11 protein-coding genes and 3 other RNA genes are annotated in these 14,499 nt (G+C 66.5%); 7 read left to right on the forward strand and 7 right to left on the reverse strand.

Annotated features, from left to right (window positions below):
* The first annotated feature begins 22 nt into the window (after positions 1-22).
* From kynU to ABQZ00_RS11890, 7 genes are all read left to right on the forward strand, one after another.
* Complete coding sequence (gene kynU / locus ABQZ00_RS11860) at positions 23-1,297, forward strand: kynureninase (RefSeq protein ID WP_323538241.1); 1,275 nt, start codon at positions 23-25, stop codon at positions 1,295-1,297.
* A gap of 169 nt (positions 1,298-1,466) precedes the next feature.
* Positions 1,467-2,834, forward strand: a complete 1,368-nt coding sequence (locus ABQZ00_RS11865) for an FAD-dependent oxidoreductase (RefSeq protein ID WP_115559788.1) — start codon at positions 1,467-1,469, stop codon at positions 2,832-2,834.
* A gap of 61 nt (positions 2,835-2,895) precedes the next feature.
* Positions 2,896-2,972: non-coding RNA, sX9 sRNA (locus ABQZ00_RS11870), on the forward strand.
* Between the two features lie 201 nt (positions 2,973-3,173).
* Positions 3,174-4,619 carry an exodeoxyribonuclease I gene (sbcB, locus tag ABQZ00_RS11875; RefSeq protein ID WP_323538240.1) on the forward strand — a complete coding sequence of 482 codons (1,446 nt, stop codon included), beginning with the start codon at positions 3,174-3,176 and terminating at the stop codon, positions 4,617-4,619.
* Complete coding sequence (locus tag ABQZ00_RS11880) at positions 4,616-5,302, forward strand: DUF2461 domain-containing protein (RefSeq protein ID WP_055844695.1); 687 nt, start codon at positions 4,616-4,618, stop codon at positions 5,300-5,302. The genes sbcB and ABQZ00_RS11880 overlap by 4 nt, the downstream gene beginning before the upstream one ends.
* Before the next feature lie 121 nt (positions 5,303-5,423).
* The gene (locus tag ABQZ00_RS11885; RefSeq protein WP_323538239.1) at positions 5,424-5,990 is read left to right on the forward strand and encodes a DUF2939 domain-containing protein; all 567 of its coding nucleotides are present in this window, start codon (positions 5,424-5,426) and stop codon (positions 5,988-5,990) included.
* 140 nt (positions 5,991-6,130) lie between these two features.
* A non-coding RNA gene (locus ABQZ00_RS11890) (sX9 sRNA) lies at positions 6,131-6,203 on the forward strand.
* A gap of 31 nt (positions 6,204-6,234) precedes the next feature.
* On the opposite strand, the gene ABQZ00_RS11895 is transcribed toward ABQZ00_RS11890, so the two are convergent.
* From ABQZ00_RS11895 to ABQZ00_RS11925, 7 genes are all read right to left on the reverse strand, one after another.
* Positions 6,235-6,978 (reverse strand): spermine/spermidine synthase domain-containing protein, encoded by a 744-nt coding sequence (locus ABQZ00_RS11895; protein WP_323538238.1) that lies wholly within the window; start codon positions 6,976-6,978, stop codon positions 6,235-6,237.
* The gene (locus ABQZ00_RS11900; RefSeq protein WP_323538237.1) at positions 6,975-7,940 is read right to left on the reverse strand and encodes a 5'-nucleotidase; all 966 of its coding nucleotides are present in this window, start codon (positions 7,938-7,940) and stop codon (positions 6,975-6,977) included. The genes ABQZ00_RS11895 and ABQZ00_RS11900 overlap by 4 nt, the downstream gene beginning before the upstream one ends.
* Positions 7,941-8,096: 156 nt before the next feature.
* Entirely contained in the window at positions 8,097-8,873 is a 777-nt protein-coding gene (locus tag ABQZ00_RS11905; RefSeq protein ID WP_115527524.1) for an NAD kinase, read from the reverse strand.
* Between the two features lie 160 nt (positions 8,874-9,033).
* Complete coding sequence (rlmKL, locus tag ABQZ00_RS11910) at positions 9,034-11,169, reverse strand: bifunctional 23S rRNA (guanine(2069)-N(7))-methyltransferase RlmK/23S rRNA (guanine(2445)-N(2))-methyltransferase RlmL (RefSeq protein ID WP_055844711.1); 2,136 nt, start codon at positions 11,167-11,169, stop codon at positions 9,034-9,036.
* A 165-nt stretch (positions 11,170-11,334) separates the two neighbouring features.
* On the reverse strand, positions 11,335-12,948 hold the full coding sequence (locus ABQZ00_RS11915; RefSeq protein ID WP_323538361.1) for an ABC-F family ATP-binding cassette domain-containing protein: 1,614 nt from the start codon (positions 12,946-12,948) through the stop codon (positions 11,335-11,337).
* A 255-nt stretch (positions 12,949-13,203) separates the two neighbouring features.
* Positions 13,204-13,280: non-coding RNA, sX9 sRNA (locus ABQZ00_RS11920), on the reverse strand.
* 181 nt (positions 13,281-13,461) lie between these two features.
* Positions 13,462-14,421 carry an SAM-dependent methyltransferase gene (locus ABQZ00_RS11925; RefSeq protein WP_323538236.1) on the reverse strand — a complete coding sequence of 320 codons (960 nt, stop codon included), beginning with the start codon at positions 14,419-14,421 and terminating at the stop codon, positions 13,462-13,464.
* Positions 14,422-14,499 lie beyond the last annotated feature (78 nt).

The following is a 14,499-nucleotide window of genomic DNA, read 5'->3' on the forward strand; positions in this document are numbered from 1 at the left end:
CGATCCAAAGCACGCGAGCCCGATGACCACCGACCCGCTGTCCCGTTCCCACGCCGTGGCGCTGGATGCCGCCGACCCGCTGCGCAGCCTGCGCGACGCCTTTGTGTTCCCGCAGCACGATGGCCGGGATCAGACCTATTTCGTCGGCAATTCGCTGGGCCTGCAACCGCGTCGGGCACGCGCGATGGTGAGCGAAGTGCTCGATCACTGGGGCGCGCTTGCGGTGGAAGGCCACTTCACCGGCCCCACCCAATGGCTGACCTATCACCAACTGGTGCGCGACGCTCTGGCGCGCGTGGTCGGCGCGCAACCGGGCGAAGTGGTGGCGATGAACACCCTCAGCGTCAATCTGCATCTGATGATGGCGAGCTTTTATCGCCCCACGCCCGAGCGCGGCGCGATCCTGATCGAAGCCGGCGCATTTCCGTCCGACCGCCATGCGGTGGAATCGCAGTTGCGCCTGCACGGGCTGGATCCGGCCACGCAGTTGATCGAAGTGGACGCCGATGAGCCCAACGGCACGTTGTCGATGGCCACCATTGCCAATGCCATCGCCACGCACGGTTCGCGTCTGGCATTGGTGCTATGGCCCGGCATCCAGTACCGCACCGGCCAGGCCTTCGATCTAGGCGAAATTGCGCGACTGGCACGCGCGCAAGGCGCAGCGGTGGGCTTCGATCTGGCACATGCGGTCGGCAACATACCGCTGACCCTGCACGACGATGGCGTCGATTTTGCAGTGTGGTGCCATTACAAATATCTCAATGCCGGACCCGGCGCGGTGGGTGGCTGTTTTGTGCACGCGCGCCATGCCAATAGCGATCTGCCGCGCATGGCCGGCTGGTGGGGACACGAGCAGCAGACCCGCTTCCGCATGGATCCGCAGTTCGTGCCCTCGCCGGGCGCCGAAGGCTGGCAGCTGAGCAACCCACCGGTACTGGCGCTGGCACCGCTGCGTGCATCGCTGGAGCTGTTCGACCAGGCCGGCATGGCTGCGCTGCGCGCCAAGTCCGAGCAGCTCACCGGACATCTGGAACAGCTGATTCACGCACGCGTGCCACAGGTGTTGCAGATCGTCACCCCGGCGCAACCCGAGCAGCGCGGCTGCCAGCTGTCGTTGCGGGTGGCCGGCGGACGCGTGCAAGGGCGCGCGTTGTTCGAGCATCTGCATGCGGCCGGCGTGCTTGGCGACTGGCGCGAACCGGACGTGATCCGCATCGCGCCGGTGCCGCTGTACAACCGTTTCAGCGATCTGCACACCTTTGTGGAGCAGGTGGAAGCCTGGGCCGCCGGTTGAGCGCCGCACGCTGACTGCATCGCTACCGGTCACGTGGCAGGCACACGCGAAACCCGCAGACGCCCACGTACACTCCGAGCGCGCCTTCGGCAACGCAGGCGCGCTATAGCCAACTGCTTCTTTCCTCACTTTTGCCGGCTCCCGCATCCGGCCGCTGCCGGACATTGCATTGAGCCCCGTCTCCCCTCGCTCCCTGACCCTGATCGGCGCCGGCCTGGCCGGTTGCCTGCTTGCCATCCTGCTGTCGCGTCGCGGCTGGCAGGTCACCGTGTACGAACGGCGCGGCGACCCGCGCATCAAGGGCTATGAATCCGGCCGCTCGATCAACCTGGCGCTGGCCGAACGCGGACGCCACGCATTGCGTCAGGCCGGTGCCGAAGAGGCGGTGATGGCCAAGGCGGTAATGATGCGCGGCCGCATGGTGCACCCGATCGAGGGCGAACCGCAGCTGCAGCGCTACGGCCGCGACGACAGCGAAGTGATCTGGTCGATCCACCGTGCCGCGTTGAATATCGCCTTGCTGGATCTGGCCGAACAGGCCGGCGCATCGGTGCATTTCTATCGCCGGCTGCACACGGTCGATTTCGACGCCGGCTACGCGCGGTTTATCGATGACCGCGACGATCAGCCGCACGAGATCCACTTCCAGAGCCTGATCGGCAGCGACGGTGCCGGCTCGGCGCTGCGCGCGGCCATGCAGCGCAAATCGCCGTTGGGCGAGCGCACCGAATTCCTGGATCACTCTTACAAGGAACTGGAAATCCCGCCATTGCCCGGCGGCGGCTTCCGCATCGAGCGCAATGCGCTGCACATCTGGCCGCGTGGGCGCTACATGTGCATCGCGCTGCCCAACGATGGCGGCACCTTCACCGTCACCCTGTTCCTGCCCAACGCAGGCAACCCGAGCTTTGCCACCACCCGTACCGGCGAAGAAGCGCATGCGCTGTTCGCACGCGATTTTCCGGATGCGCTGCCGCTGATTCCGCAACTCGAAGAACACTGGGAAGAACATCCGCCCGGCCTGCTCGGCACCCTCACCCTGGAGCGCTGGCATCTGGACAACCGCGCCTTGCTGATCGGCGATGCCGCACACGCGATGGTGCCGTTCCACGGTCAGGGCATGAATTGCGCCTTCGAAGATTGCGTGGCGTTGGCCGAGCAGATGGACGCGCACGATGACATCGGCAGCGCGTTCGCCGCGTTCGAAGCCGCACGCCGCGACGATGCTGCCGCGATCCAGCAGATGGCGCTGGAAAACTATCTGGAAATGCGCGACCGCGTCGGCGATGCCGACTTCCTGCTGCAGCGCGAACTCGAGCAGCAATTGCAGGCGCGCTGGCCTACCCGTTTCGTGCCGCACTACACGATGGTGACCTTCCTGCGCACGCGCTATTCGATTGCGTTGGCACGCAGCGACATCCAGCGCGAGATTCTGGTCGAGGCCACGCGCGGGCACAGCGATCTGTCGCGTATCGATTGGGCAGCGCTGGAAGCGGTGGTGCACGCACGTCTGGAGCCGCTGGAAGGCGCGCACTGAGAGCGGCCAAGACAACGACTGCGCTCACCACCAGGCGGGCGCGGCCAGTGCTCGGTGCGTTATGGACCATTCGCACCCGCTGGTGCTGAGCGCGCCGTCCACATCCACCTGACGACTGCTCGCCCCGTGGCGTTGGCCGCGCCAAGATCATGCTCAGGTTTGCGCCCTGTGCGCAGGCGCTCACGCCGCGCTCGCAACACACGCCCAACGCGGACCCGCACAGCAGGCGCCTGTCCCAGCGCACAGCTGCGCCTCAGCGCGCCGGCGCTGCGATGAGAGATACTAACGGCCACTGGCGGCGCATACGCCGTGCGCCGCGGATCTGGATCTCGCACCCGCATGCCTGACAGCTTTCTCTTCTACGACCTGGAAACCTTCGGCCAGGACCCGCGCCGCACCCGCATCGCGCAGTTCGCCGCCGTGCGCACCGACGCGCAACTGCGCGTGATCGACGAGCCGATCAGTTTCTTCGTGCAACCGGCCGACGACCTGCTGCCCTCGCCGTACGCCACCATGGTCACCGGCATCACCCCGCAGCACGCGCTGCGCGAAGGCGTGACCGAAGCCGAAGCATTTGCGCGCATCGCCGAGCAGATGAGTCGCCCGCAGACCTGCACGCTGGGCTACAACTCGATCCGCTTCGACGACGAATTCGTGCGCTGCGGGCTGTTCCGCAATTTCTACGACCCCTACGAGCGCGAGTGGCGCGGCGGCAATTCGCGCTGGGATCTGCTCGATGTGCTGCGGCTGGTACACGCATTGCGCCCGGACGGCATCACCTGGCCGCAGCGCGAGGACGGCGCCACCTCGTTCAAGCTCGAACATCTGGCCGATGCCAACGCAGTGCGCGAAGGCGATGCGCACGAAGCCTTGTCCGACGTGTACGCCACCATCGGCATGGCGCGCAAATTTCAAAAGCATCAACCCAAGCTGTGGGAGTACGCGTTGCGCCTGCGCGACAAACGCTTTGCCGCCACCTTGCTCGATGTGATTGCGATGGAACCGGTGCTGCACATTTCGCAGCGCTACCCTGCCTCGCGCATGTGCGCCGCGGCCGTGCTGCCGCTGACGCGACATCCGCGCATCGACAGCCGCGTGATCGTGTTCGATCTGGACGGCGACCCGGAGGTGCTGTTGCGGCTGAGCCCGGACGAGATCGCCGACCGGCTGTATATCCGCGCCGCCGATCTACCCGAAGGTGAGCAGCGCATCCCGCTCAAGGAAGTACATCTGAACAAGTCGCCGGCGCTGGTGGCCTGGCAGCATCTGCGCGCGCCGGATTTCCAGCGCCTGGGCGTGGACCCCGATGCGGTGCTGGCCAAGGCCGCACGGCTGCGCGAACTGGGCCCGCAGCTGGCGGAGAAGGTGCGCCAGGTCTACGGCAACGAACGTGCCGCAGCCGCTGCGGTCAATGATGCCGATGCTTCGCTCTACGACGGTTTTCTGGCCGAAGGCGACAAGCGACTGCTTGCACAGGTGCGCGCCAGCGCGCCGGACGAATTGGGCGCGCTGGAAACGCGGTTTCGCGACCCACGCCTGATCGAGCTGCTGTTTCGCTATCGCGCACGTAACTGGCCGCAGACGCTGTCGTTCGACGAGCAGGAACGCTGGAACCAGTACCGCCGCAAGCGCCTGCTCGAAGACCATGGGTTGGGCGAAGTCACCCTGGATCAGTACAACGCGCAGATTGCGGATTTACGGCTCGCTCACCCCGACGATGCTACCAAGCAAGACCTGCTCGACCAGCTCGCCGCCTGGGGTTCGGATCTCCAACGCACGCTATGACCACCTATTTTTCAGACGCCAGCTTCAAGTTCCTGCGCGCCCTGGCCCGCCACAACGACAAGACCTGGTTCGCCGATCATCGCCACCAGTACGAGGCGCATGTGCGTCAGCCGTTTCTGCAGCTGATCACCGATCTGCAGCCGGCGCTTGCCGAGGTCAGCGAACACTATCGTGCCGACCCCAAGACCCAGGGCGGCTCGCTGTTTCGCATCTATCGCGATGCGCGCTTTTCCAACGACAAATCGCCCTACAAGAACTGGCAGGGCGCGCGCCTGTTCCATGAGCGCCGCCGACAGATGCCGGCACCGTCGTTCTACATTCATCTGCAACCGGGTGAGAGCTTTGTCGGTGCAGGTCTGTGGCACCCGGAGCCGGACACGCAACGCAAGCTGCGGCAGTTCATCTTCGAAAACCCGGGCAGCTGGAAGACGGCCGCATACGATCCCAAATTGCGGCGCAAGTTCGCCCTGGACGACAGCGAAAAACTGGTGCGCGCACCGCGCGGGTTTCCCAACGATTTCGAGTTCATCGACGATCTCAAGCACCGCAACTGGGCGTACCTGCGTCATCTGGACGACGCCATCATGACCGGGCCGCGCCTGCGCCAGACCATCGAGGCAGACCTGGTGACGCTGGCGCCGTTTGTGGATTATCTGTGTGCTGCCCTGGACCTGGAATTTTGAGGCGAGCTTCGGCGCAGGCATATCGCGCCACGGCGTTGCCGCGCCATCGGCGGCCTGGTGCTACCGTCTGGATGCAGTCGAACACCCTCCCCTCACCGCGCATGGCAACGGAGTGCGAACGATGAAAAAGCGCTGGTGGATCGTGCCGCTGCTGGCCGTGGTACTGCTGGCGAGTTATGTGGTGGCGGGGCCGTATCTGGCCATCCGCGGCATCAGTCAGGCCGTTGCCGATCGCGATGCCGCGCAGCTGGAAAGCTACGTGGATTTCCCCAGCCTGCGCGTCAACCTCAAGGCGCAACTGGACGATTATCTGATCCGTCAGGCCGGCAGCAGCATGCAATCGAGCCTGCTCGGCGGCTTTGCCTTGCAACTGGCCAGCGGCATCAGCGGCGCCGGCGTGGATACCTTGGTCACCCCGCTGGGCATCGGCGCCCTGCTGCAAGGCCACAGCGTATGGAACCGCGTCATCGGCGACACCGTCAGCGCCGACACCTATGCGGCACCGGCACCGGCGCGCCCGCTGCAAGGCGCAACGCAGCGCTTCGAATCCACCCGCCGCTTCACCGCCACCACGCAGACCGCCAACGGTACACCGGTGACCTTCGTGCTGACCCGCCAGGGCCTGCGCTGGCGATTGACCGATATCCAGCTGCCGTTGCCGACCGCACCGAGCGAGCAAACGCCGTAATCGCGTAGCGTGAAAGTCCGATGCGTCGATGCCAATGTGCGCATCCCTGATGCGGTCAATCAAACGCCTGCGTCGCCGCAGGCGGACGCGGCCGATGCGCGACATCGGCATGTCCCCTTGGTGCTGCACTCCGGTGTCCCATTGGTGCTGAACTCCGGTTCTGAGCGCGCCGTCCACACCCAGCTGACGGCTGCTCGCGACGTTGCGTTAGCCGCTGTTGGCCGGACCTGCAGGACGCAATGCCTCAGGAAAACCGCCAGGCCCGTTCCTGCCACGCCGCCTGCAAGCGCAGCATCGACGGCCGCAATTGACGGCGTGCCGACCATGCCAACCCGGCCAGCGCGGCGTCCGGCGTCCCCGGTGTGCGTCGGTTGTTCCAGGCGAACACCACCTGGTTGCGCAGATCCGGTTCGGGCAGCAGTAGCACCAACCCATCGAACAGCTCTCGCAGCTGCGCCAGATGCTCGGCCATCGGCACCTGAAACAGATTCAGCGCCAACACCCCGCCCTCGCGCAAGGCCGCGCGACAATCGGCGTAGAACTGAGGCGTGCACAAAGCCGGCGGAATGCCATGGGCGTCGTAGGCATCCAGCAATAACAGGTCGTAGCGTCCGGCGCGGTTGCCGATCCAGTCGGCGCCATCCCCCAGCGTGATCTCCAGCCGCGCGTCGTCGCGCGGAATGGCGAATGCATCGCGCAACGCCAGCACCTGCGGGTCGGCTTCCACCGCTTCCAGACGCGTGCTGCGCAGGTAGCGATGGCAGAACTTCACCTGCGCACCGCCCCCCACGCCGATCAGCCCAATGCACTCCGGGCGCGGTTGCAGCCACAGCGCAGCCAGCATGCTGCGCGTATACGGCAGCATCAGCCGATGCGGCGCCCAGCGCGACATGCGGGTCTGCACCGTGTCGTCGGTGAAGGTCAGTTCCAGCGTGCGCCAGGTCCGCAGTAGCCCAGCACGCGCTGGCGACTGCGGCGACTCGCTCATCGGCTCGGCGGATCGTTGGCCACGCCGTGCGGCACGTGGCCGGCCGCCACATGCTGATGCTGGCGTGCGCTGTCGATGTTGTGCTGCGAGTCGTCGAAGAAGATATCTGCGCCAAACGCTTCCAGAAATGGCCCCTTGTGCCGGCCGCCGAGAAACAGCGCTTCGTCCAGGCGCACGCCCCACTCGCGCAAGGTTCGGATCACCCGCTCATGCGCAGGCGCCGAACGCGCGGTGACCAGCGCCGTGCGGATCGGCGACGCTTCGCCGGGAGGAAACGCCGCCTGCAGCGCATGCAACGCCGACAGGAAATTGCGGAACGGCCCAACCGACAGCGGTTCGCGTGCGCGCTCGCGCTCGTGACGCCCGAACGCTTCCACACCTTGCTCGCGCGAGATGCGTTCGCTCTCGTCGCCGAAGATCACCGCGTCCCCGTCGAAGGCGATGCGCAGCTGCGTGGGCAGGCGGCTCTCATCGTTGTCCACGATCGCTGCAGCCGCTTCGGCACGCTCGCCCGCCGCGCGCGGCATGATGGTGGCCGCGGCAATGCCGTGAGTGAGCGCACGCCGTACCGACTCCGGATTGGCCGACAGGAACAGATCGGTACCAAACGGTTTCACGTACGGCCAGGTGGGCTGACCAGACGTGAAAGTCGCGCGCACGATGCCCAGGTTGTAGTGCTGGATCGAGTTGAAGATGCGCAACCCGGTATCGGCAGAATTGCGCGACAGCAGAATCACCTCCACGCGCGGGGTTTCTTCGGGCACATCGTGGTTGAGCGCCAACAGCTTGCGCACCACCGGAAACGCGACGCCCGGCTGCAGGATGTCGTCTTCGTGCTCGCGCTGGAACGCCGAATACGCCTCCACCCCGTTCGCCTCGAACAGCGCATGGCCTTCTTCAAGATCGAACAGCGCGCGCGAGGTCACCGCGATGGTCAATAACCTGGGGGAGTTGTCAGCCATTTGGGTGCCGGGAATGGGGAGAGGGGAATCGGGAATCGGTAGAAGCAGGAACAGGAGAGCGGAATTGCATCGGGCATCCGTGCAGCATCGTAGCGTGTGCGGACACGTTTAAAGCGCTCTTGCGGCGCCCTTGCCGTTGCCAATCCCGAATGCCCCTCACACCGCAAACTGTTCGCTGAAGATGCGTTCTTCCAGATTGTGTTCCGGATCGAACAGCAACGTGACGCGGCGCTCGGTGGATTCGCGGATGGTGACTTCCACCACGTCGCGGATTTCGTGCGAGTCAGCGGTGACGCTGACCGGACGCTTGTACGGGTCGAGCACGCGAAAGCGCACTTCGGTATCGGCCTTGAGGATGGCGCCACGCCAACGGCGCGGGCGATACGGCGCAATCGGCGTCAGTGCCAGCGTATGCGAGCCCAGCGGCAGAATCGGCCCGTGCGCCGAATAGTTGTAAGCGGTACTGCCGGCCGGCGTTGCGACCATGACGCCGTCGCCGATCAGTTCGGCGATGCGGGTCTGGCCATTGAGATCCACGCTCAGATGCGCGGCCTGGCGGGTCTGCCGCAACAGCGAGACTTCGTTGTATGCCAACGATCCGGCACTGGTGCCGGATTCGGTCTGCACCAGCATTTCCAGCGGCCGCAGATGCGCAGGTTCGGCACGTTGCAGGCGCACCAGCAGGTCGTCTTCGTCGTCGCGGTACTGGTTCATCAAAAACCCGACCGAGCCCAGCTTCATGCCGAACACCGGCTTGTCGGCGGCACCGTGGCGATGCAGGGTCTGCAGCATGAAGCCGTCCCCACCCAGGGCGCAGACGATCTCGGCGGTCTCCAGCGGATGATCGCCGTAGCGCTGCACCAGACGCGCCCGCGCGTTCACGGCGGGCTCGGTGTGACTGGCCACAAAGGCAATGCGGGGTGATGCGGTCATCGTTGACTCCAAAGCATGCGAATCAGCATACCGCAGCGCTGTGGTGGGCTTGTTGGCGGCGCGCCCTGCCCTCGCACGCGCGGCCGCCGCTGCGCCACTGGCGACCGCGACGCACGCAGCGGGCGCCACGCGGCACACCGCCACATCGGCCGGCCTCGGCTCAGGCCGTCAACCGCCAGGCGCGATGGATGCGTGCATGGCGTTCGAAATCCGGGTCGATGGTGCGCGGGCTGATTTCCTCGCATTGCGCGAACTCGGCCACCGCTTCTTCATCCAGCTTGAAACGGCGGAAGTTGTTGGAGAAATACAGCACGCCGCCCGGCGCCAGGCGCGCCACCGCCGCGCGCAGCAAGCGCACATGCTCGCGCTGGATATCGAAATCCTCGGCGCGCGCGGAGTTGGAGAAGGTCGGCGGGTCGCAGAAGATCACGTCGAAGTGCGCGCGCTCGGCTTCCAGCCAGGCCAGCGCATCGGCCTGCACCAGCTTGTGCTTGCTGCCGGCCTGGCCGTTCAAGGCCAGGTTGTCGGCGCACCACTGCAGATAGGTGCCGGACAGATCCACGCTGGTCGTGGCGCTGGCGCCGGCCACCGCCGCCTGCACGCTGGCCACGCCGGTGTAGCAGAACAGGTTGAGGAAGCGCCGCCCCTTGGACTGCTGCGCCATGGTGCCGCGCAACGGGCGATGATCCAGGAACAGGCCGGTGTCCAGATAATCGAACAGGTTCACCCGCAACAGCGCGCCGTGCTCGCGCACGTTGACGATTTCGTTGCGCTGCTCGAAGCGGCCGTACTTGCTGCCGCCCTTGCCACGCTCGCGCGACTTCAGTGCAACGCGCTCGGCAGGCACCTCGAACACCTCGCGCGCAGCGGCCAACAGCTCGCCCAGACGCCGGCGCACATCCGCCTCGGGAATGGTCGCCGGCGCGGCGTATTCCTGCACATGCAGGAAGCTGCGCCGGTCGCCATCGGCTTGCTGATACACGTCGATGGCAGCGGAATACTCCGGCAGGTCGGCATCGTAGACGCGGAAGCACTCGATGCCTTCGCGGGCGCGCCACTTCTTGAATTTCTGCAGGTTCTTGCGCAGGCGGTTGGCCACCATCTGCGCTCCTTCGCTGAGCGCGGTGGGCGCTGCCAACGGGGTACGGCGCGGCACTGCAATCGGGTCGCAGACGATCAACGCGCACTCGATCGCGCCATTGAACAACTGGTATTTCTTGCCCGCGCGCAGGCCAGTGGCGTAGGCCAGTTCGGCATTGCCGCACAGCAGGCTCGCGCGCCACTGCGGCACCACGCGCTGCAAGGTATCGCCAAGCTTGCGATACAAGGCCGCATCGGCGGCCAGACGTTCGTCGTACGGCGGATTGCAGACCACCACACCGGTGGCCTGCGGCGGGGTCTGCAGGTCGCCGACCTCGCGCACGCCGAACCAGATCGCCTCGGCCACACCGGCCACCTGTGCGTTCTCCTTGGCGGCGCGGATCGCATGCGGGTCCATGTCGCTGCCATGGATCACCTGCTTCAGCGCGGCACGGCCTGCGCTGTCGCGTTCGCGTGCTTCGTCGACCAGCTGCTGCCAGACCGCACGGTCGAACCCGCGCCAACGGCTGGGTACATCGCTGCCGTAGCGCTGCAGGCCGGGCGCGACGTCGGCGGCCATCAAGGCGCCTTCGATCAACAGCGTGCCGCTGCCGCACATCGGGTCCAGCAAGCCGCCGCCATCGGCATATGCGCGCGGCCAGCCGGCGCGCAGCAGGACGGCAGCAGCCAGGTTTTCCTTCAGCGGCGCTTCGTTCTGCGCCATGCGCCAACCGCGCCGGTGCAACGGGCCGCCGCCCAGGTCGATCGAGATGGTGGCGCGGCCCTTGCGCAGCGACAGGTTCAACCGCAGGTCGGGGCTTTCCACATCCACCGACGGGCGTTCCAGCCCCTGCCGGCGCATGGTGTCGACCACCGCATCCTTGATGCGCTGTGCGGCATAGCGCGCGTGCGTGATCGCGGTGCCGGAGACGTGCGCATCCACCGACAAGGTGTGGCCCACCGACAGGTGCTCGTCCCACGGCAACTCGGACACACCGGCATACAGCGCGTCCTCGTCCGGGCAGTCGAACTCGGTGAGCGGCCACAGCACCCGGCTGGCCAGGCGCGACCACATGACGGCGCGCAGCGCGTCGCGCGGTTCACCCTCGACATTGACGCCGGAGATGGTGGCGGTGGCCTTGCTGGCACCGAGCGCAAGCAGCTCGTCGGCAAGCAGGTATTCCAGGCCTTTGGCACAGGATGCGAAGAATTTCACGTAGGCAGGTATCGATAAGACGCTGGCGCGGCGGCGAGCGTGGGAGCAGGACAGCGGGCCGGCGCCCGGGTGGGCAGTGCCGTGGACGCCGTGGATGGGCCGCAAATGGTCGGCCATCGCGGCCGGCATTACCACCCCCGCCGGCTGCAGGGCCCGCCGCACGGTTCACCAGGGCCCCAGCCGCCACTGCGCCTGCCCGGTGTCCAGCCGCTGCTGCAGGCCCAAGCGGTCCAGGAAGGCGGCATCGTGCGAGGCCACCAACAGCGCGCCGGTGTAGCTGCGCAGCAGCGTCTCGACCGCCTCGACGGAGGCCAGATCCAGATGATTGGTGGGTTCGTCCAGCAACAGCAGCTGCGCCGGCCGGGCCCGATACAGCGCGCAGGCCAGCGCTGCCTTGAGCCGCTGGCCGCCGCTGAGCTGGCCGGTGGGCAGGTCGGCACGCTGGCGGTCCAGCCCCAGCAACGCCAGGCGCAGCCGCTGGGCGTGCTCGGCGGCTGCGGGGTCGGCATCGCACAGCTGCGCAGCGGCCGAGCGTGCCGGGTCGAGCATGCCCAGATCCTGATCCAGATAGGCCACCGGCACATGCACCTCGCACTTGCCCGCCTGTGCCGCCAGGCGCCCGCCCAACAGCTGCAGCAGCGAGGATTTACCGCTGCCGTTCGGGCCGACCAGCCCGATGCGGGGCTGGCCGTGCAGCAGCAGATCTACGCGTCGCCCACCCAGCCGCCCATCCGCCAGCTCCACCTGCTGCAGGGTCGCCAGGCGTTGCGACGCGCCTGTTGCCGTCGCTGGTGCCAGCAACGTAATGCCCGGTGGGGCCTCCACCTGGGCTGCGGCCTGCGTCACCGCTTCCGACAAGCGCGTTTGTTCGGCATGACGGTGCTGCTGCAGCCGGCCAGCGCTGACCTCGCTGCGCTGCCGCTGGCCCCCGAGCAGGATCGGCGCCTGATTGGCCTGCGCCGCCGCACGCGCGCCACGCGCCTGGCGTTGCTGCTGGCGCATGTACTGCTCGCGCAGTGCCTGTTCGCCGTGCGCACGCGCCTGTTTGCGCTGCGCAAGCAGCTCGCCGGCCGCCTGCTGCTCGCGTGCGTGCTGCTGCGCGTAGTGGGTGTAGTTGCCGCCATAACTGCGCACCCCGTGCGCGGATAACGCCAGGATGCGCTGCATGCCATCCAGCAGCAGCCGTTCATGACTGATGATCAGCAACCCACCCTTCCAAGCCTGCAACTGCGCCAGCAGCCGCTGTCGCTGCGGGCCGTCCAGATGGTTGCTGGGTTCATCCAGGATCAGCAGGTCCGGTTGCGTCAGCCAGGCGCCGGCGAGCGCCACCCGCATGGCTTCGCCGCCACTCAGATGCGCGGCAGGGCCATGCGGATCGCGGCCCCCCAGCCCTTGCTGCTCGAGCTCTGCGGCGAACTCGGCGTGGGCATTCCAGCGCTCGCCCACCCGCTCGAAATCGGCAGGCGCCACGCTCCCGGCGGCGATCCGGTCCAGCGCGTCCAGCAACGGCGCGACCCCGGCCAGATCGGCGATACGCTGCCCCGGCATCGCGCTCACGCGCTGCGGCAGGTAATGCACGCTGCCATGGCGTACGCAGCGGCCGCTGCTGGGGGCCAGCTGGCCGGCCAGCAGACGGCCGAGCACACTCTTGCCCACGCCATTACGACCGACCAGGCCGGTGCGGCGCTGATCGATGTGCAGGGTGAGATCGGAAAACAGCGTGCTGCCATCGGGCAGCACGAACGCGACGCTTTCCAGCGTCAACGACGGACAGGTCATCAGTACCTCCATTGCATGCCAGGACACGTCGCGTTCCAGACGGAACGGCAACGGGTATGGCCTTCATCACGACGGCGGCATCAATGGCGCATTGGACCAATCCTCGAACAGTGGGTGCAGCACAAGTGTAGGCCGGTGTGCGGCTGCACCGAAACCCCTGAACATCACTGCGCCGAACAATCCGCTCAACGACAACGAGATATCCGCAGGAAAACGCACGCCTGCACGCTTGTAGTGCGCCCTGCCCCTTGGAGCGGCTAACAAGACATAGCGTGCAGTCGTCAGGTGGGTGCAGACGGCGCGCTCAGAACCGCAGTGCACGCGTGGCACATGCCGCACCGAGCACCGGCCGTGTCCGCCTGGCGGTGAGTGCAGTCGTTTTGTTAGCTGCTCTTCGCCGACGCGCGCGCCTGGCGTTATCGGTATCCGCAATCGCGCGCCAACGCAGCGGACACTCGCCGGCAACGCACCAACACTCCATGCCGCGAGAGAGTCGCTGCGTCGTCGTTACCCTCAGGCATGCATCGGCTTTTGCGCGATCACAGTGGGAAAAATGCTGGCGCGACCGTCGATGAAACGCACGCTTGCAAAGCCGGCACTCTCCAGCTGTGCGCGCGTTTGCGCATGGGTGCGGAACGATGCCCAGCGCGCCTGGACGATATCGATGAAGACCTGGCTCTGCAGCACCAGCGATGCCTGGTCGATCAACGCCAGCTTCCACGTGGATTCCGCGCACAGGCTGGGCGGAGGCGTCAGGAAACTCGCCACCAGCGTGCCGCCCGGCCGCAGCCTGTGGAAGAACGCGCGATAGAGCGCGACCACCCGCGCATCGTCCGGCTCATAGAGATTGAGGCCATTGCTGGTCACCACGTCCGCACTGTCTGCATCGCCCTGCGCCCAGGCGTCTTCCAGCCGCAGCGACAGCTGCTGCTCCAGCCCGTAGCGACGTGCCAGCTGCAGCGCACCGTCCAGCGCTTGCGGGTCCAGATCGATCCCGATCAAGCGCACATCCGGGCACTGCCGGTAATCCAGGCTCAACACATCGCCCATCCATCCGCACGGCACCGACGCGATCGTCATGCCGGGCCGCAACAAGGACTGCAATTGCGCACGGAAGATGCCGAACCGCTCGCGGGTTGCGAGCACGGCCGGCGTCTTCTCGAAAATTTCGTACTCCAGTGCCGGCGTGGTGTCCTGAGGCAGGGTTCCCGCCTCATAGGTGACCAACCGATGCGTCCACTCCGCATTGAGCCCACGATTGCGCAGCAGGAACCGCCCCAGCTCCATCGCCCACAGCGCATCGACCAGTTGCAGCAAACGCTCCACTTCGGCAGCAGAACGGCTGGCGTCCTGCCGCAGTCGCGACCGGATCGATGCCAGCAAGGTCGCATCATCCTGCAAGGTATCGCCCGCATGCGAAATCAGGCCGGCACGCGGTTCACTGGGCGGCATCGGTCGCACGTCACATTGCATCTTTTTTCACCTTGGCAAGCGTCAATCGCTGTTGCCGACCATGGTGACGAACGCGGCAATGCGCTGCGGCCGAAAGCG

Source organism: Xanthomonas sp. WHRI 10204 (assembly GCF_040202875.1).
Lineage (GTDB): Bacteria > Pseudomonadota > Gammaproteobacteria > Xanthomonadales > Xanthomonadaceae > Xanthomonas.